This is a genomic window from Orrella marina (assembly GCF_003058465.1).
In the GTDB taxonomy this organism is placed as follows: domain Bacteria; phylum Pseudomonadota; class Gammaproteobacteria; order Burkholderiales; family Burkholderiaceae_B; genus Algicoccus; species Algicoccus marinus.
Map to the genome: position 1 here is coordinate 2,014,036 of NZ_CP028901.1, position 18,711 is coordinate 2,032,746.

Annotated in this window: 13 protein-coding genes and 1 pseudogene; 1 reads left to right on the forward strand and 13 read right to left on the reverse strand. The window is 54.9% G+C overall.

The genetic code is table 11. The features are described 5' to 3' along the window. Positions 1–8: 8 nt before the first annotated feature. The 6 genes from DBV39_RS09050 to DBV39_RS09075 form a co-directional block, all read right to left on the reverse strand. Positions 9–2,135 (reverse strand): ATP-dependent DNA helicase, encoded by a 2,127-nt coding sequence (locus DBV39_RS09050; protein WP_108621256.1) that lies wholly within the window; start codon positions 2,133–2,135, stop codon positions 9–11. Beyond that, positions 2,132–3,490, reverse strand: coding sequence for a tryptophan--tRNA ligase (locus tag DBV39_RS09055; RefSeq protein ID WP_108621257.1), 1,359 nt, complete (start codon positions 3,488–3,490; stop codon positions 2,132–2,134). Before DBV39_RS09055 ends, DBV39_RS09050 begins: the two co-directional genes overlap by 4 nt. Before the next feature lie 41 nt (positions 3,491–3,531). Then, positions 3,532–4,623: a cell division protein ZapE gene (zapE, locus tag DBV39_RS09060; protein WP_108621258.1), complete on the reverse strand. Its 1,092-nt coding sequence runs from the start codon at positions 4,621–4,623 to the stop codon at positions 3,532–3,534. A gap of 97 nt (positions 4,624–4,720) precedes the next feature. Continuing rightward, on the reverse strand, positions 4,721–6,148 hold the full coding sequence (lpdA, locus tag DBV39_RS09065; RefSeq protein WP_108621259.1) for a dihydrolipoyl dehydrogenase: 1,428 nt from the start codon (positions 6,146–6,148) through the stop codon (positions 4,721–4,723). Positions 6,149–6,160: 12 nt separating this feature from the next. Next, a complete protein-coding gene (odhB, locus tag DBV39_RS09070) occupies positions 6,161–7,396 on the reverse strand; it encodes a 2-oxoglutarate dehydrogenase complex dihydrolipoyllysine-residue succinyltransferase (protein WP_108621260.1) in 1,236 nt (411 codons plus the stop codon). Positions 7,397–7,455: 59 nt separating this feature from the next. After that, positions 7,456–10,323, reverse strand: a complete 2,868-nt coding sequence (locus DBV39_RS09075; protein WP_108621261.1) for a 2-oxoglutarate dehydrogenase E1 component — start codon at positions 10,321–10,323, stop codon at positions 7,456–7,458. A 315-nt stretch (positions 10,324–10,638) separates the two neighbouring features. On the opposite strand from DBV39_RS09075, the gene DBV39_RS09080 reads away from it, so the two are divergent. Further along, complete coding sequence (locus tag DBV39_RS09080) at positions 10,639–12,918, forward strand: NADP-dependent malic enzyme (RefSeq protein ID WP_108621262.1); 2,280 nt, start codon at positions 10,639–10,641, stop codon at positions 12,916–12,918. 168 nt (positions 12,919–13,086) lie between these two features. Here DBV39_RS09080 and tnpC read toward each other — a convergent pair whose 3' ends face one another. The 7 genes and pseudogenes from tnpC to DBV39_RS09115 form a co-directional block, all read right to left on the reverse strand. After that, the gene (gene tnpC / locus DBV39_RS09085) at positions 13,087–14,739 is read right to left on the reverse strand and encodes an IS66 family transposase (protein WP_108621263.1); all 1,653 of its coding nucleotides are present in this window, start codon (positions 14,737–14,739) and stop codon (positions 13,087–13,089) included. A 31-nt stretch (positions 14,740–14,770) separates the two neighbouring features. Then, the gene (gene tnpB / locus DBV39_RS09090) at positions 14,771–15,127 is read right to left on the reverse strand and encodes an IS66 family insertion sequence element accessory protein TnpB (RefSeq protein ID WP_108620452.1); all 357 of its coding nucleotides are present in this window, start codon (positions 15,125–15,127) and stop codon (positions 14,771–14,773) included. Next, positions 15,127–15,465 (reverse strand): IS66 family insertion sequence element accessory protein TnpA, encoded by a 339-nt coding sequence (tnpA, locus tag DBV39_RS09095; protein WP_108620453.1) that lies wholly within the window; start codon positions 15,463–15,465, stop codon positions 15,127–15,129. The genes tnpB and tnpA overlap by 1 nt, the downstream gene beginning before the upstream one ends. Positions 15,466–15,711: 246 nt before the next feature. Next, positions 15,712–15,951 (reverse strand): annotated as a pseudogene (locus DBV39_RS19920) (IS110 family transposase); the annotation flags it as partial. Between the two features lie 436 nt (positions 15,952–16,387). Next, positions 16,388–17,683 (reverse strand): citrate synthase, encoded by a 1,296-nt coding sequence (gene gltA, locus DBV39_RS09105; RefSeq protein WP_108621265.1) that lies wholly within the window; start codon positions 17,681–17,683, stop codon positions 16,388–16,390. A gap of 29 nt (positions 17,684–17,712) precedes the next feature. Next, positions 17,713–17,973, reverse strand: a complete 261-nt coding sequence (locus tag DBV39_RS09110; protein ID WP_108621266.1) for a succinate dehydrogenase assembly factor 2 — start codon at positions 17,971–17,973, stop codon at positions 17,713–17,715. 19 nt (positions 17,974–17,992) lie between these two features. After that, positions 17,993–18,709: a succinate dehydrogenase iron-sulfur subunit gene (locus tag DBV39_RS09115; protein WP_108621267.1), complete on the reverse strand. Its 717-nt coding sequence runs from the start codon at positions 18,707–18,709 to the stop codon at positions 17,993–17,995. Between the last annotated feature and the right edge of the window lie 2 nt (positions 18,710–18,711).

Genomic DNA, 18,711 nt, shown 5'->3' on the forward strand with positions numbered 1-18,711 from the left:
GGTACAACTCATGTTCCAGATGACACGGCCGGATCCTCATCAGTGCCAGTCGATTCTGGTTCAAGCCCCTGGATCAGGCCTGGCGCTTTTCTTTGCCTGATAAAGTCAACGGCTTCACCTTGCTCCTGGGTGCGGCGAAATGGAGGCAATCCCTGCCACAGTTGGCGCCCATATGGTTTGTCGACCAGACGGCGGTCCCCAACCACCAGTACGCCCCAATCACGCTCACTACGAATGAGTCTACCCGCTCCTTGCTTGAGCGCAATCGCGGCCTCTGGAACCTGCAATTCGAGAAATGGATTGCCTTTACGCTCCCGACAGACACGCATCCTTGCCTGCAACACTGGATCATCCGGTGGAGCAAACGGTAACTTGTCGATGGCCACTAAAGTCAATTGATCTCCGACCAGATCCACTCCCTCCCGAAAGCTCGCGCTTCCTATCAAAACCGAGCGGGACTGGGCACGAAACTGCTCCAGCAGGACAGAACGCGGCTGATGCCCTTGCCTGAGCACAGGCCAGTCCAACCCGTGAGCTTCGAATAGCCTGCTGAGTTCATCGCCTATCTTGTCGATCGCTCGCAGCGTTGTGCAGAGAATCAGACAGGCACCTTCACTGATCTGAATCAGTGGCAAGAGATATCGTGCGAATTCAACATGAAACTCAGGATGATCGACCGCTGGCAGTCCTCTCGGAACACAAAGCAGCGCTTGCTCCGGATAGTTGAAAGGCGAGGCAAGTCGCAGGGTCTCGGCTCCCTGAAGCCCGAGACGTCCAACAAAATGCCTGAAATCCCCTTTGACTGAGAGTGTCGCCGATAAAAAGACCCAGGCCTGATGTGCCTTGCGCTCTCTGGAAAACGCCTTGGCGATGGACAGTGGTGCAGAACTGAACCTCACATGAGCAGGCGTTAGTTCAACCCAGCTAACCATTTCTGTGCGACCAGACTCCGCGACTGTTGCTTCTGCCTGAGTCGCGCTCACCGGCGCTTCAGATTCCTGATTTGAAGGCGCGACAGCAGCAACAGGCTGCTTTCCCGATAACCATGAATCCAGCAGATCAAGATAGGCACTGGTCGTCCTCAGATGCACAGCAATATCGGGATGTCGCTGCTCCTGAGTCTCAAGCGGCTTGTACAAGCCTTTTAGACTGCTGACCACCTCCTGAGCGGCGTCGAAACAATCATTGTCAGCTAGAAACTGATGCTGCATAGCCCGCATCCCGGAATTCTCAGCCATCCATTCGCTGACCAGTCGCAACTCCTTGCAGCTCTGGATAAGACCGGAACAAAGGGCCTCCCATTTGACCGCCTCGCGGGCGTGCGCTAGCCCCGTAATCTGTATCTGCCTCGCCAGATCCTGTATCTGGGCAGTTGACACCGTTTGTGCCAGAAACCGCGTAGCCACATCGGGAAGCTGATGCGCCTCGTCAAACACCACCAGGTCAGATTGAGGCAAAAGCTCCGAAACACCTTCATCACGCAACGCAGCATCAGCCATGAACAAAGCATGATTGATTACGACCAGATCCGCCTGCTGTGCCGCCCGGCGAGCCTTGTACAAAAAGCAATCCGAGATGAACGGACACTCCTGCTGTCCTAAACAGTTCTCACGGGTGGAGGTAACAAGACGCCAGATGTCAGCGTCTTCTGGCACTGTCTGGAGTTCCGATTTGTCACCATTTGCCGAAGTCGCAGCAAACTGAGTGATCTGTCTGAGCCAGACAACCTGTTGGCGGCTAGTTAACGCCCCAGGCTCTTCATTAGCTCGCTTGAGGTGATAGTGGCATACGTAATTTGCGCGGCCTTTAAGTATCGCCGTCACACCGCCCAGACCCAGAGCCTTTCTGATCTGAGGCAAGTCCTTCAGGTAAAGCTGGTCTTGCAGGGTTCTGGTCCCTGTTGAAACCAGTACCTTGTCCGCGTGAATCATCGCTGGAACGAGGTAGGCCCAGGTTTTTCCAGTACCCGTTCCTGCTTCGGCCACAAGGATCTCGCCGGTCAGAACCGTCTGTGCGATCTGTTGCGCCAGATCAATCTGGGCTTGTCTGACACGATAGCCGGGCAGACTTGTGTGCAAGATGCCTTGCTCGCCAAAAATCTGCTCCAGATCCCCAGAGCTTCCCAATCCCATCATTGCCCAGCGTCAGAAACTTCTGAGAGCGCCTCGCGAGTAAGCTCCATCATCTCATCGCGCCGCACTGGGTCCTGACAAGGCAGACCGTACGCCACGACCTGTTCGTCGATCACGACAACATACTGATCTGCTCCTTCTGACTCCACAGTAACGTCCTCCTGGCGCTGCTGGAGCTGGCGCATGACCACTCCGCTTTGCTTTGGCTCCGCCTGCGGCAAAGACACGGCAAGCTCTACGCCGGAGGATGACACCAGCTTAAACCGGAACTGTCCGTGCTCGTCCCGATAGGTAACAAAACGGGCCGCTTTCTTGCGCTTGCTCCGGGCCTTGGCAATCGGCGTAATAGTGTTGCGCAGACCAACTGCTTCGCGCAATCTTGCCATCAGAGGCCCAGCCTGTTCGCGCGCCTTGCGAGCACCGATGGCGAGCGCGTCTTCGATATCATCTGGGCGTGCCATCAGATTTGCGTACATGTCTCGCAGCGGCGCGAGCTCCTGTTCGATCGTATATGCCAGACGCTGTTTCGCGTCTCCCCATGCCATGCCCTGTCGAAGGTCATCAATAAACTCGTCAATCTGGGCAGAGCTTGCGAAAGCCTTGAAGATAGGCAACAACTGAGTCGATTCAGGGTCCTTCGGCTCCCCAGGCAACCTGGAATCTGTCACAATCCTTGCGACAGCCGACTGAAGCGCCTTAGGCCCACCCTCAAACAAAGGAATGGTGTTGTTGTAACTTTTGGACATCTTGCGCCCATCAAGGCCGGGCAAGGTAGCCACATCATCGTCAACGACAGCCTCTGGCAGTACGAACCATGGTTCGATGCCCCCATAAAGGTGATTGAATCGCTGTGCGATGTCACGCGCCATTTCCAGATGTTGAACCTGATCACGCCCGACCGGCACTTTCTGCGCATTGAAGATCAGGATATCGGCGGCCATCAGGATCGGGTAGGAGAACAGTCCCATGGTGACGCCGTCATCATCTTCCTCCCCTTTGACGCGATTCTGATCAACAGAGGCCTTGTAAGCATGCGCCCGGTTCATTAATCCTTTTGCAGTCACGCATGTCAGCATCCAAGCCAGCTCCGGGATCTCGGGAATATCAGACTGCCGATAAAAGACCACTCGTTCTGGGTCCAGTCCAGCTGCAAGCCAGGTCGCGGCAATTTCAATCCTTGAGCGGGCAATCCGATCAGGATCTTCACACTTGATCAGTGCGTGATAGTCCGCCAAAAAGAAGAATGCCTCATTGTTCGGGTCCTGACTGGCCCGAATAGCCGGTCGAATGGCTCCTACATAGTTGCCCAGATGAGGGGTTCCGGTTGTCGTGATACCGGTCAGAACACGAGTTTTCATGGATGCAAAAAAGTATAAAGTGATACGTGAAGGCCGAGACCTCAGAGCGCAACAGTCGATCGCCGCTCCGAATCGAGATACTCCTTGGATTGCATCTCGAGAATACGTGATACTGTACGATGAAACTCATTGGCCATTGGTCCTTCAGTGTACAGATCCTCCGGGTCACATTGTGCCGACATGATGAGTTTGACCTTGTGGTCGTAGAGTACGTCTATCAGCCACGTGAAACGTCTGGCCTCCGATGCCTGCCGAGCGGTCATTTTAGGAACATCCGACAAAATGACTGCGTGATACCGGCTTGCGAGTTCAAGATAATCGTTCTGGGAGCGAGGCCCCCCGCAAAGCGTGGCAAAATCAAACCAGATCACACTGCCCGAGCGTTTCATTGATTTGATCTTGCGGTTCTCGATCGTCACCACCGGATCCACTGGCGGCGTGTCGGAGAGCTTCTCAAACGTCGTCTGCAACGCCTGACTAGCTTGATCGTCAAGGGGCGAGTGATAGCACTTCACTTGTTCAAGTGCCCGGCGCCGGTAGTCCACGCCACTGTCGACGTTCAGCACATCCATGCGCTTGTAGATCAAATCGATGGCAGGCAGAATCCGGTCACGATGCAAACCGTCCGGATACAAGGTACTCGGCTCGTAATTCGATGTCATGACAAAAGACGTACCACGCTCAAACAAGCCAAGCAGCAATTTGTAGAGAATCATTGCGTCTGCAACGTCCGAGACATGAAACTCATCAAAACAGATCAGCCTGTAACGCCTTGCCAGACGTCTGGAGATCTCGTCAAGAGGATCCTGCTGCCCCTTGACCTGCTCGAGTTCCTTATGCACACCACGCATGAATTCGTGAAAATGCAACCGAGTCTTGCGCACGACCGGGACGTTCGAGTAGAACGCATCCATCAGGAAGCTTTTGCCGCGCCCAACCCCTCCCCACAAATAAACCCCACGAGGCACAACCGGGCGGTTCAGCAGTCGCTTGACAGAATTGGAGCGTTTGCGGCGAAACGCAACCCATTCGTCATAGAACTGCTGCAGCCTCTGAACGGCCTGACGCTGCGCTTGATCAGACTTGAAGCCACGCTCCTTGAGCGCGTTGTCATAGTATTGAGTGACGTTCATGGTTCAGCAAAAGAGAGAGGCACCATTGCCGGTGCCTCTAGTTCAAGGTTCTGGAATATGAAGTGTGCCAGAAAGGCACACTTGCGTCCAAATCCCGTCAGAAGTTCAAAGCGCGCTTGTCAACAGCCAGTGCGGCTTCCTTCATCGCCTCGGACAGGGTCGGATGTGCATGGCAGATCCGCGCGATATCCTCGGATGCCCCTTTGAACTCCATGATCGTCACTGCTTCAGCAATCAGCTCTGAAGCCATCGGTCCAATCACATGCACACCGAGAACCTCATCGGTCTTCGCATCAGCCAGCACCTTCACAAAGCCGGTGGTGTCACCCAATGCGCGAGCACGCCCGTTAGCCATGAATGGGAATGAGCCGCTGCGATACTCACGGCCATCTGCCTTGAGTTGTTGTTCGGTCTTGCCAACCCACGCGATTTCCGGAGATGTATAGATGACCCACGGGATCGTATCGAAGTTGACGTGACCATGCTGCCCAGCAATCCGTTCGGCAACCGCGACACCCTCTTCTTCAGCCTTGTGTGCCAGCATTGGCCCGCGAACAACGTCACCCACCGCCCATACATTGGGCAAATTGGTACGGCACTGATCGTCGACGGCGATAAAGCCGCGATCATCAAGCTTGAGCTCGACCTTGTTAGCATCCAGCCCACCGGTATAGGGAATCCGGCCAATCGACACGATGAGCTTGTCAACGACCAGCTTCTGTTCCTTGCCCTGATCGTCTGTCCAGGGCACGGTGATCTGACGCGCAGTCTTGGTGATTTCACCGATCTTGACACCAGTCTGGATCTTGAGTCCCTGCTTGGTGAACACTTTGAGGGCTTCTTTGGCAACCTGCTGATCAACAGCGCCGAGAAACTCCGGCATGGCTTCCAGAACAGTCACTTCTGCACCCAGACGACGCCATACGCTACCCATCTCCAGGCCGATCACACCGGCGCCAATCACGCCCAAACGCTTGGGAACTGAACCAATGTTCAACGCCCCGTCATTGGAGAGAATCTGCTTTTCGTCAAAAGGCAAACCAGGCAGTTCACGTGCGGCACTGCCTGTTGCAACAACAACGTGCCTGGCAACAAGATCTTCTGATGACGGGCCTGAAACCTTGACCTTCCAACCGTCTTCAGCCTTGCCATCAAACGAACCGACGCCATGGAAAAACTTGACCTTGTTCTTCTTGAACAGATAAAGAATTCCATCATTGTTCTGCTTGACGACTGTGTCCTTGCGACCAATCATTTTGTCGAGCTTGAGAGACACACCCTTGACTTCGATACCGTGGTCATCAAAATGATGAGAGACCTGCTCGAAGTTCTCTGACGACTGGAGCAATGCCTTGGACGGGATGCAACCTACATTGGTGCATGTGCCACCGGGTGCGGGACCACCCTTGACATCCTCCCATGCGTCAATGCAAGCCACCGAAAGCCCGAGTTGCGCAGCGCGGATAGCAGCAATGTAGCCTCCCGGGCCGGCACCGATAACAACAACATCAAATTTGTTAGACATGAATCATCCGTATTAGATATCGAGCAACAAGCGCTGCGGATCCTCAAGCGCCTCCTTGATGGCGACCAGTCCGAGAACCGCCTCACGACCATCAATAATGCGATGGTCGTACGACATGGCGAGATAGTTCATCGGACGGATCACGATCTGACCTTTCTCGACTACAGCACGTTCCTTGGTAGCATGAATGCCCAGGATTGCAGATTGAGGCGGGTTGATGATTGGCGTCGAAAGCATCGAACCAAACACACCACCATTGGAGATCGAGAATGTTCCGCCCGTCATTTCCTCGATGGTCAGTTTGCCCTCACCAGCACGACGTCCAAAGTCGGCGATCGCCTTTTCTATATCAGCAATGGACATCTGATCTGCGTCACGCAGGATCGGTACCACCAATCCACGCGGACTACCGACGGCAATACCAATATCAAAATAGCCGTGGTAAATAATGTCCTTGCCATCAACTGACGCGTTGATAACTGGATAGCGCTTGAGCGCGGCAACCGCGGCCTTCACAAAGAACGACATGAAACCCAGCTTGACGCCGTGTTCCTTCTCGAACTTATCCTTGTACTGATTACGCAGGTCCATAACCGCTTGCATATTAACCTCGTTAAACGTGGTCAATATGGCGTTTTCTTGCTGCGACTGCAACAGACGCTCGGCAATACGGGCGCGCAGGCGGCTCATGGGAACGCGCTGCTCGGGACGACCACCCAGCGACTGCGACGCTGGTGCAGGTGCAGGTGCACTCTTGGCCTCAGATGCTGACGAAGCAGACATCGCATCTGCTTTCGTGACTCGGCCATCACGACCTGAGCCTGCCATGCCTTCTGCACTCATGCCTTTCTCGGCCAGGATCTTGCTGGCGGCCGGAGAAGCAATGCCTGCACCGCTACCAGACGATGTGGACTGAGCTTGCGCAGTAGCAGGCTTGGGTTCTTCAGCCTTGGGGGCTGCCTCCTGCGCAGCAGGTGCTTCTTCCTTTGCAGGAGCAGCAGCCTTGGCTGCCGTATCAATTCTGGCAAGCAACTCACCCGAGGTCACGGTGCTGCCGTCTCCTTTCACGATTTCGGCAAGCACACCTGCAGACGGCGCAGGCACTTCTAGAACGACCTTGTCGGTTTCGACTTCAATCAGGATTTCGTCAACCTGAACAGCCTCACCAGGCTGCTTCTTCCATGTCAGCAGAGTCGCTTCTGATACCGACTCGGATAATTGCGGAACTACTACATCTGTCATTGCCATGAGAATCTTCCGTATGTATGTATTCGTGGGAACGGTTCAATCAATCACTTGTGCCTGTGTCATTTCACCAGAGCATAAGACTTGAACTTGCCAAAGGCCTGTTCAATCAATGCTTTCTGCTGCTCGACGTGCTTGGCCAGATAGCCAACAGCTGGCGATGCAGATGCAGCACGACCGGCATAGGCAAGTTTCTGGCCTTTGGACAGGTTCTCGAACAGATGATGCTCGATGTAGAACCATGGTCCCTGGTTCTGGGGCTCGTCCTGCACCCAGACCACCTCGGTGGCCTTCGGATACTTGGCCAGCTCGGCCTCGAAAAGCTTGTGAGCGAACGGATACAACTGCTCAACCCGAACGATGGCAACGTTGCTGACCTTGCGCTCGCGCCGGGCGTTGACAAGATCGTAGTAAACCTTACCAGAGCAGACCAGCACACGCTTGACCGAACTCGCGTTGATTGTCTCGTCACATTCTCCGATCACAGGCTGGAAACACCCTTCGGAGAGATGTTCAAGTGGGGACCCTGCATCCTTGTTACGCAGCAAGGATTTCGGGGTCAGGATGACCAGTGGCTTGCGGAATTGCCGAATCATCTGACGGCGCAGAAGATGGAAAATCTGCGCGGCCGTTGTCGGCTGGACCACCTGGATATTGTTGTCAGCACACAGTTGCAGGAAACGCTCCATCCGCGCAGATGAGTGCTCCGGCCCCTGTCCTTCATAGCCGTGGGGAAGCATCAAGGTCAGACCCGACTGACGGCCCCATTTCGCTTCACCGGACACGATGAACTGATCAATCACCACCTGCGCACCGTTGACGAAGTCGCCAAACTGCGCCTCCCAGATTGTAAGAGTCTTGGGGTCGGCACAAGAATAACCGTACTCAAATCCCAGAACTGCCTCCTCGGACAGCACGGAATCGATCACAACAAAAGGCGCCTGCTCTTCCGACACATTCTGCAAAGGAATATACGTACCATCGTTCCAGCGCTCACGCTTCTGGTCGTGCAGAACCGCGTGGCGGTGCGTGAAGGTTCCGCGACCGGAGTCCTGACCCGTGATGCGAACACCAAATCCGGAGGCCACGAGGCTCGCGAAGGCCAGGTGCTCACCCATACCCCAGTCCAGATTCAATTCACCCTGAGCCATAGTGCGGCGATCATTCAGAAGCTTGGTCACTAGCGGATGAACGCTGAACCCTTCGGGCACCGAGGTGATGCGCTCCCCAAGTCGCTTGAGTTCAGCAATCGGCAAACCCGTGTCTGCGTGATCAGTCCACTTCGCACCGAGATAAGGTGACCAGTCGATCGCGTACTTACTCCTGTAGTTGGTCAAGATGGGTTCAATGGTACTGCGACCATCTTCCATGTAGGAGCGGTAAGCTTTGACCATCTCGTCGGGCTCACCTTCCTTGAGCACACCCTGAGCGATCAGCCTGTCACCGTATAGCTTGCGTGTACCAGGGTGCTGACCGATGCGCTTGTACATCAGCGGCTGAGTGAGCGAAGGAGTATCTTGCTCATTGTGTCCGAGCTTTCGGAAGCAGACGATGTCAACAACAACGTCTCGACCGAACTCCATACGGAAGTCCAGGGCCAGACGGGTTGCAAAGACAACTGCCTCAGGGTCATCACCATTGACGTGAAACACCGGAGCTTCAATCATCCTCACCACATCGGTGCAATAGATGGTCGAGCGGGTGTCACGGGGATCGGAAGTCGTGAAACCAATCTGGTTGTTAATGACGATATGCACCGTGCCACCCGTACCATAACCACGGGTCATAGCCAGGTTCAACGTCTCCATCACTACGCCCTGACCCGCGAAAGCGGCGTCACCATGAACCAGAACCGGCAGCACCTGCTTGCCATGCTCATCTCCACGACGTTCCTGACGTGCGCGAACGCTACCCTCTACGACCGGATTAACAATCTCCAGGTGAGACGGGTTGAAAGCAAGAGACAGGTGAACCGGGCCTCCGCGCGTCGAAAGGTCACTGGAAAAACCGTTGTGATACTTCACGTCACCATCTGTCAGCCCATCGGCGTGCTTGCCTTCAAACTCTGCAAACAGATCGCCGGGCATCTTGCCCATGATATTGATCAGCATATTGAGTCGGCCGCGGTGAGCCATGCCGACTACGATTTCCTGCACGCCGCTGTCCCCGGCGTGGTTGACCAGTTCATCCATGCTGGCAATAAAGCTTTCTCCACCCTCAAGAGAGAAGCGTTTCTGACCAACATACTTGGTATGAAGGAAACGCTCCAGACCCTCAGCCTCGGTCAGTTGCTGCAGGACGTTGCGCTTGGCCTGTTCACCGAGGCTGGGCGAGCTGCGGGTGGACTCCAGGCGCTGCTGGACCCAGCGTTTGACATTGGGGTCCGAGCAATGCATGAACTCGGCACCGATCGAACGGCAGTATGTCTGGCGCAATGCATCAATAATCTGACGCAGCGTCATCGTGCTGTCTTTGGTGAAGTAGGTGTTCGTCGCAGAGAACTCCTGATCCATGTCCACTTCGGTGAGACCGTAGAACGCTGGATCAAGCTCAGGAATGTCATCGCGATCATGCTGCTTGAGCGGATCCAGATCAGCCCAGCGGGATCCCAGTGAACGATAGGCAGCAATAAGAGACTGAATATGCAACTGCTTTGAGGCAACTGTCAGATCAATCTGCTGGGCTGCCCGGGATGCTCCACCCTGACGGGCGCGCTGCGCAAAGGCGTCAATGATCGGAGCGTGTCTCTGGTCTCGTGTGTCAGCATGACCATCAGGTGCAGGCTGAATCTGCAGTTGGTCGAAGTAGTTACGCCAGTTTTCCGGGACCGAAGAAGGATTATCGAGATAGGACTCGTACAATTCTTCGACATATGGCGCATTACCACCAAAAAGATATGAGTTTTGCAGGGATTCTATTTGCGAGGACATTTTTGACGCTTCACCTTGCCGGGTGCTTCACCCGAAACGATGCAGGAAACCTTCCGCTTTCTCGGCCTAACCGGTCTGCGGATAGCGGGGGGGCAGAAGGCGATGGGATAGCCTATTAAGCCATTGCCAAAGTTTAACGCAAGCATGTTCGAAGATGGCGCATTCTCCCCATGAAATTTAAAATCACGCGAGGATTTCAATGGTGCAGCGCAGAACAGAAAGTCGTGCAAGTTGCTTTTAGATATGTTTCATTAACACCTGACGCACACACATTGCGTGTGTTCACTGTTTTATAGACAACAAGGTGTACACCCTATGAGCCAGGACTTCAATCAACTCGCGCTGGATTACCATGCACAGCCACGTCCGGGAAAGATCTCGGTCACTCCTACGAAACCTCTTTCGAACCAGTTCGATCTGTCACTTGCTTATTCGCCAGGCGTAGCTGCAGCTTGCATGGCGATCCATGCCGACGAAGATTGCGCTGCACAATATACGTCCCGCTCGAACCTGGTAGGCGTAATCACGAACGGCACTGCAGTGTTGGGTTTAGGCAACATCGGACCACTTGCCGCGAAGCCCGTCATGGAAGGAAAAGGTTGTCTGTTCAAAAAGTTTGCCGGGATTGATGTGTTTGATATCGAACTGGCGGAAAAGGACCCCGACAAACTGGTCGACATTATCGCTGCACTCGAACCTACTCTGGGTGGAGTAAATCTGGAAGACATCAAGGCGCCGGAGTGCTTTTATATTGAGAAGAAGCTTCGTGACCGGATGAAGATTCCGGTGTTTCACGACGATCAGCACGGAACAGCCATCATTTCCTCGGCAGCACTGCTTAACGGCCTGACACTTGTGAACAAACCGCTCGAGAGCATCCGGCTGGTGTGCTCCGGGGCGGGAGCAGCCGCGATCGCCTGCCTGGACATGTTTGTCAGTCTAGGCGTTGTTCGCGACAACATCTTTGTCTGCGATTCCCGCGGTGTGATCTGGGAGGGCCGAGAAGACAACATGGAGGCGAACAAGGCGAGGTATGCACAAAAAACCGACAAGCGCAGTCTCGCCGACGTCATGGTAGATGCTGACGTATTTCTGGGCTGCTCGACCAAGGACGTTGTCACAACTGACATGGTCAAGACCATGGCTCGAGACCCGCTGATCCTTGCGCTGGCCAACCCGGACCCTGAGATTCGCCCTGAACTGGCCAAGGCCGCTCGTCCGGACTGCATCATCGCAACCGGTCGATCTGACTTTCCCAACCAGGTCAACAACGTACTTTGCTTTCCATTCATTTTCAGGGGAGCACTCGACGCGGGCGCAACTCGAATTACAGAAGAGATGAAACTTGCTGCGGTCAAGGCGATTGCCGACCTGGCCAAGTCCGAACAAAGTGATGAGGTCGCGCAGGCATACCAGGGAGAGGATCTGACCTTTGGACCGGAATACATCATCCCCAAGCCTTTCGACCCCAGACTGATTGTCAAGATTGCACCTGCAGTCGCCCAGGCGGCAGCGGAGTCGGGTGTGGCTTTGCGGCCAATTTCCGACATGCGGGCCTACGAGCAAAAGCTTTTCGAGCATGTCTATCATTCCGGTCAGCTGATGCGCCCGGTCTTCCACCAGGCCAGGCAAGATCCTAAGCGAGTGGTTTACGCAGATGGTGAGGATGAGCGTGTACTGCGTGCTGCACAGACAGTCATCGACGAAGGCATTGCGATTCCGATTCTGATTGGTCGCCCCGCTGTCATCCAGATGCGTATACAAAAAATGGGACTTCGTCTTGAACCTGGACGTAATTTCACGGTTATTGATCCGGAGGATGATGATCGCTTCCACGAGATCTGGAGTGCGTACTATCAGATTAGAGCCCGCCACGGAGTCACCCCAAGCATCGCCAAGGCCATGATCCGCAAGCACAACACACTGATAGGCGTGATGCTGATTCAGCGTGGCGATGCCGACGCCCTGCTTTGCGGCGTTGGAAGCCGCTTTGACAACCAGCTGAAGTATATCGACGAAGTGATCGGCAAACAGGAGGGAGCAGCGACGTACGCGGCGATGAACGTCCTCATGCTGCCCGAGCAGACCCTGTTTATCTGCGACACACACGTCAACGAGAATCCGACCGCGGATCAGGTGGCGGACATGACAATTCTGGCCGCTCAGGAGATCCAGCGTTTTGGTATTACGCCAAAAATTGCGCTGATCTCTCACTCCAACTTTGGTAGTCGCGCGACTGAATCGGCCAGCAAGATGGCACAGGCGCGCACCATTCTCGCGACGAAAGCTCCTGAGCTGGAGGTTGATGGGGAAATGCAGGCGGACTCTGCTCTTTCCGAGAAAATCCGTCAGGCTAACTACCCGGATTCCACGCTCAAAGGAACGGCAAACCTGCTGATCATGCCCAATCTGGATACCGGAAACGTCACTTACAACTTACTCAAAATGACAGGCAGTCACGGTGTTGCAATTGGTCCGATTCTCCTGGGTGCAGCACGACCTGTCCACATTCTGACAAACAGTTCCACGGTTCGTCGAGTCATCAACATGACTGCACTTGCAGTTGTGAAAGCGCAACTCGAAGACCGGGCTTAAAGTTGATTCTGTAAAAATTGTTTGTTTGACTTACAAAAGCCTCCGAACCGAAAGTGTTCGGAGGCTTTTTACGAATCCAGCAAGCATTTCCGGCAAAAGCATACCGCTTGTGGACAATCCCGCCATAAAAGGAGATACATGGTACGCGATCCAGCAATAACAGGATGTTCAGATTTCGCGCTGAGTGATTAAATCCTGTGGATGAAGATTCCACGGCATCAAGGCCTCATAGTCCTCGACAGTCTGCGCCAATGGCAGACGACGCAGGACGTGGCGCAACCACAGGTAGGGTTCGAACCCGAAGCCCTTGGCCGTCTCGACCAGGGAGTAGATGACTGCACTGGCATGTGCGCCAGCCGGTGTGTCACTGAACAACCAGCCCTTGCGGCCCACCACGAACGGGCGAATGGCATTCTCGACTGGGTTGCCGTCAATGGGCAGATCGCCGCGTTCGGTGTATCGCACCAACCGGCCCCAGAACTTGTCCAGATAAGCCAGCGCTGCACCCAGTTTGGTGCTCGGCGGCACCAGTGGCAGATTTTGATCGACCCACTGTCGAATCTCGTTCAGAATGGGCAGGCTGCGCCGCTGGCGAGCCAGGTATCGGTCTGCATCGCTGGCCTGACGCACGTCTTTCTCTATTTTGTAGAGTCGAGCGATCATGGCCAGCGCCTGGTCGGCCTTGCCGACTTTGCCTTTGTGCACGGCCTGGGCTTCGACAAAGGGGCGACGCGCATGCGCCCAGCACGAGAGATGTTCCACACCAGGTGTTCGGGCCACGGCCGAGTAGCCGCTGTATCCATCGGTCATGAGGTATCCCGTCCACCCCTCGAGCAGTCGCACGGGGACCGTGCCGGAGCGACTTGGATCGTAGTCATAGAGCACCATCTTCTTGCCAGGCGGGCCTGCTACCTGCACCCACATGTAGCTTTGGGCCGTCGGATCTCGGTCAGGCTCCTTGAGCACCTGCACAATCGTCTCGTCCATCACAAGCACTGGGCTGTCGAGCAGCGAATCTCGCAACAGGTTGTGCAGGGGTTGCAGCGCCTGCGAGGTGCCGATCACCCATCGGGCCAGCGTCTGGCGGGTGACACGCGCACCCGAGCGTTCGAGCACGTGACTGAAACGAGCCAGCGGCAGACCATCGACATACTTGACCGTGAGCAACATCGCCAGCAAATCGGGGCTGGCGTTGCTGCGTGGCAGCACCTGCTTGGGCACAGGGGCAATCACCGGATTCTGGCTCTTGTCCGGGCAGCCGTAGCGCTTGCGGATATGGCGCAGCACCCGGATCTGCATGGGCACGATGTCAAGTTGCTCGGAGACTTCCTCGCCGATCTCCACCATCGGTGTGCCGCAAGCACAGAGCCGCTCGCTCTCGGGCACGTCGTGCACGATATCCACGCGAGGCAGATCACTGGGCAGTGGCCCACGTTTACCGCGCGCTTTGGGTGTTCTGGGCGTTTTGGAAGACTCGGAGCTGGCCGGCGCAATCACCGCCTGGTCATCGGCCTCGGTGGTCTCGGGCGCAATGGCATCAGCTTCATCAAACAGACGACCCTGGGCCGGATGCGCTTCGCTGCTGCGGCCAAACATTCGGCGTCGGGCCAGGATGAGGTCTTCGTAGAGCTTTTGCATGCGCTGCTGAAACTCACGCTCGTAGTGTGCCGAGTAATGCGCTTCATAGTGGGCGGCGTACTGCGCACTGAGCTGTTCGTGCAAGGTCTGCGTTAATTGCTCGAGCGCCGAGGCGCTGATCCCGAACTGTTCGGGATCGATCTCAGGCATCTCGATGGGAGGTTTACTTGATGGTGCAGACATGCGTCATTGTAGCATAGTCTGCCCCAAAAATCTATGTAACACATTGATAATTAAGCGCTTTATGTGGACCGTGCGCCCAGATATCAAACCCCTCCAGAAGCCACTGCAGGGCCTGTGGCGAGAGATTAACTGTTGACCCTGCCTCACCCTTGGGCCAAGCGAAACGATCGGTCTCAAGACGTTTATACCAAAGACAAAATCCGTTTCGATCCCAATACAAAATTTTTATCCGGTTACGGTGACGGTTAATGAACACAAACAACGCGGTGCCAAACGGACTCAACCCGAGCTCTTGCTCGACCAGAGCGCTCAAGCCCGCAATGGACTTGCGAAAGTCCACGGGGTGGCAACTCAGATAGACCTGATCAATCGCGTATCCAGGATGCATCACTGATCTCCCCGAGCGGTCAGACACAGACTACGGAGCCAATTGGCGGGTGGCAACGTCGCCAGCTCAATGCGCATATCGTCCAGGGTGATCGTGCAGGCGGTGCCGGGTCGTGAGGTAGCTAGCGGTGCTGGTCGCGACTGGACAGACTCCAGATTCACGCGCATGAAGCCTGACTGCTGCTTGCGCGAACGCTCAGCCTGTCGCCGGAAATGATTGCGCCACTTGTAAAGCTCGATCGCTTTGAGCTGGTTCTGCTCGGCATAGACTTTGGTGGTCAATCCTGAAGCGTCGATGGCATCCAGGTGCTTTCGCCAGAATTGTTCAGTCTCTGACATGTTGGAATCTCCAGTTGCAAGACAACGAGAGAATCGCATGCTCGGAAAATAACGAACAGCCCCGTCATAATGGAGCGCATACGATACATGGACGCCCCAGTTTTGCCAAGCCCTCAATCGCATAATCACATTCATTTGATGCTGCGGTAATTACGGGCTTTGCCAACTGGATCTGGCCTGGTCTTGCCATCAATGTCATGAGCAATCGGCGGGCGTACCTCTTTGTATCGGGTTCGCTTGCGGTTGTTAACTTCGATTGTTCGGTTTCATACGGGCGATCTTGTTGGCTTGGGCCACCACGGCCACATTCATGTTTCGTCGGTTGATCAGCCTGTTTCTCCGGTGTTCAGGATTGGCCCTCCTGCCCACGTGATATGCCCGCATGTCATGGATCAATCGCTTTCGCCGATAGGCATCGCCTCGTTTGCTGATACCCAGCAAGGTCTGTTTCGCGCCTGTGGAGTGCCATCGCGGCACCAGACCGATCGCGTCCGATCCAGGGACTGCGCTGTTTTGGCATCGGACCTACTTTGGCAGCAGAGTAACCCTGGCGACCATACGTTCCAGCACCGATGCCCAAGGGACCAAAAAGAACGCCGGCTATGCGCGGACAAGTGTTCAGATACCCAGTGACGATAAAGGGCAAGCCTGTCAGATTGCTCACGACAGACTCTCAATCCAGTTCGACAGGATGCCTGAACGCACAATTCTGCACTTGTGCGAGGATCACTAAAATCGCTCTCCAGAACAACAGGGTGCAGAATTAAGCCAGGCAGTGCCCTCGCCTGCTAGCCCAAGCGCCTGGCCCTACCTGTTTCGACACACCAAAAAAACAACCCCGACCAAAGGCCGGGGCTAGAAATCTGCCTTAACGGACTACCGCTGAAGCGGGAGCCTGTCAAGACCGGCTCTGAGAGCAGGATTACTTCATGCTACGAGTCGGAAACCCGTTAAACAACTGACGCGGACGACCAATCTTATATTCAGGGTCGGAAAGCATTTCATTCCACTGAGCGATCCAGCCTACTGTACGGGCCAGCGCAAAGATAGCCGTGAACAGCGACGTCGGAATGCCAATCGCGCGCTGAACGATGCCAGAATAGAAGTCAACGTTCGGATAAAGCTTGCGATCCACAAAGTACGGATCCTCAAGTGCAATACGCTCGAGTTCCATTGCCAGTTTAAACAGGGGATCGTTCTCGAGCCCCAGAGACTCCAGGACTTCCTTGCACGTCTGCTGCATCAACTTGGCGCGAGGATCGTAATTCTTGTAGACGCGGTGTCCAAAGCCCATCAGACGTACGCCTGAATTCTTGTCTTTGACCTTCTCCATGAATTCGCCAACCTTGGCCACACCACCTTGCGCCTGAATTTCTTCAAGCATGTTCAGGCAGGCTTCGTTCGCGCCACCGTGGGCAGGACCCCAGAGGCATGCAACACCAGCAGCAATAGCGGCGAACGGGTTCGTACCTGACGATCCACACAGACGAACAGTCGAGGTCGAAGCATTCTGCTCGTGATCAGCATGCAGGATGAAAATGCGATCCAGCGCACGCTCGACAACCGGGTTGACCTTGTACTCATCGCAAGGCGTTGCGAACATCATTCTCAGGAAGTTACCGGTATAGCTCAGGTCATTGCGAGGATAGATGAACGGCTGACCAACCGAGTACTTGTACGCCATCGCAACCAGCGTAGGCATCTTGGCAATCAGACGAATCGCCGAAATGTGACGATGCCGGGGATTCGTGATATCGGTCGAATCGTGATAGAACGCCGACAAACCGCCGACCAGACCAGTCAGGACAGCCATCGGGTGCGCGTCGCGACGAAAACCGCGCAGGAAGAAGTGCATCTGCTCGTTAACCATCGTGTGATGCGTCACTTGATGATCAAAATCCAGCTTTTGCTGCTCATCAGGGCGTTCGCCGTTCAGGATAAGGTAGCAAATATCAAGAAAGTCACAGTTAACCGCGAGTTCTTCTATTGGGTAACCACGATAGAGAAGTTCACCCTTGTCGCCATCGATATAAGTGATACCCGACTGGCATGCGGCCGTTGCCATAAAACCCGGGTCATAGGTAAACATGCCTGTCTGGGCATAAAGCTTACGGATATCGATCACGTCCGGGCCCATCGTTCCCGAGTACACCGGCAAATCAATTGACGGTGCGCCATTCGAGAAGGATAGAGTGGCTTTGTTATCGGACAATTTCATCAGCAATTTCCTCGTGTGTTACGTGGGGTTCAGGCGACACGCAAACGTGACAGCACACCCTGAACCTCGGGACAATCCAGCGCACCGGTGGGTTCCGTGCGGCTAAGCAACAAATCAAGCAGGTCATTATCACCCAAATCAAACAGACGCATCAGTCCGAAGACATCGTCATCCGTGAGGCCCTCCTCATGGGCGTCAAGAAACCGGGTGATCAGGAGATCGTTCTCCAGAAGGCCGCGTCGAGCCCTCCAGCGCAAGCGCTGGCGATCGTGTGGACTCAAATCTCCCATGACAGTACCCTTTCTCTCTTTAGACCGCGCGACGAACCAGCATTTCCTTGATCTTACCGATTGCCTTGGTTGGGTTGAGCCCCTTGGGGCAGACATCGACACAATTCATGATGGTATGGCATCTGAAAAGACGGTACGGATCCTCGAGATCGTCGAGACGCTCCGAAGTCGCCTGATCCCGACTGTCTGCGATGAAACGGTACGCCTGCAACAGCCCTGCCGGTCCGACGAATTTGTCAGGATTCCACCAGAACGAAGGGCAAGATGTGGAGCAGCAGGCACAAAGAATGCACTCATACAAGCCGTCAAGTTCCTCGCGTGCCTCAGGTGTCTGGAGACGCTCTTTCTCAGGCGGCGGTGTGTCGTTGATCAGGTATGGTTTGATCGAATGATACTGATTGAAGAAATGTGTCATATCGACAATCAGATCGCGAATAACCGGCAGACCTGGAAGCGGACGCAAGACGATCGGCTCCTTGAGTTCACGCAGGTTTGTCGTGCAGGCAAGTCCATTCTTGCCATTGATGTTCATCGCATCCGAACCGCAAACCCCCTCACGACAGGAACGACGCAACGCCAGACTGTCGTCGACGTCATTCTTGATGCGAACCAGCGCGTCAAGCAACATCTTGTCAGTTGGCTCCAACTCGACATCGAGCTTCTGCATGTATGGGCGCTCGTCCTTGTCCGGGTCGTAGCGGTAGATTTCAAACTTAACAATTCGCTTTGCACTCATGA

What these genes read in the sequence shown, in the direction of transcription:
- DBV39_RS09115 (WP_108621267.1), bottom strand. Translation starts at nt 18,709, where the DNA reads ATGAGTGCAAAGCGAATTGTTAAGTTTGAAATCTACCGCTACGACCCG.
- odhB (WP_108621260.1), bottom strand. Translation starts at nt 7,396, where the DNA reads ATGGCAATGACAGATGTAGTAGTTCCGCAATTATCCGAGTCGGTATCA.
- gltA (WP_108621265.1), bottom strand. Translation starts at nt 17,683, where the DNA reads ATGAAATTGTCCGATAACAAAGCCACTCTATCCTTCTCGAATGGCGCA.
- DBV39_RS09050 (WP_108621256.1), bottom strand. Translation starts at nt 2,135, where the DNA reads ATGATGGGATTGGGAAGCTCTGGGGATCTGGAGCAGATTTTTGGCGAG.
- DBV39_RS09055 (WP_108621257.1), bottom strand. Translation starts at nt 3,490, where the DNA reads ATGAAAACTCGTGTTCTGACCGGTATCACGACAACCGGAACCCCTCAT.
- DBV39_RS09110 (WP_108621266.1), bottom strand. Translation starts at nt 17,973, where the DNA reads ATGGGAGATTTGAGTCCACACGATCGCCAGCGCTTGCGCTGGAGGGCT.
- DBV39_RS09080 (WP_108621262.1), top strand. Translation starts at nt 10,639, where the DNA reads ATGAGCCAGGACTTCAATCAACTCGCGCTGGATTACCATGCACAGCCA.
- lpdA (WP_108621259.1), bottom strand. Translation starts at nt 6,148, where the DNA reads ATGTCTAACAAATTTGATGTTGTTGTTATCGGTGCCGGCCCGGGAGGC.
- tnpB (WP_108620452.1), bottom strand. Translation starts at nt 15,127, where the DNA reads ATGCATCCTGGATACGCGATTGATCAGGTCTATCTGAGTTGCCACCCC.
- zapE (WP_108621258.1), bottom strand. Translation starts at nt 4,623, where the DNA reads ATGAACGTCACTCAATACTATGACAACGCGCTCAAGGAGCGTGGCTTC.
- tnpA (WP_108620453.1), bottom strand. Translation starts at nt 15,465, where the DNA reads ATGTCAGAGACTGAACAATTCTGGCGAAAGCACCTGGATGCCATCGAC.
- DBV39_RS09075 (WP_108621261.1), bottom strand. Translation starts at nt 10,323, where the DNA reads ATGTCCTCGCAAATAGAATCCCTGCAAAACTCATATCTTTTTGGTGGT.
- tnpC (WP_108621263.1), bottom strand. Translation starts at nt 14,739, where the DNA reads ATGTCTGCACCATCAAGTAAACCTCCCATCGAGATGCCTGAGATCGAT.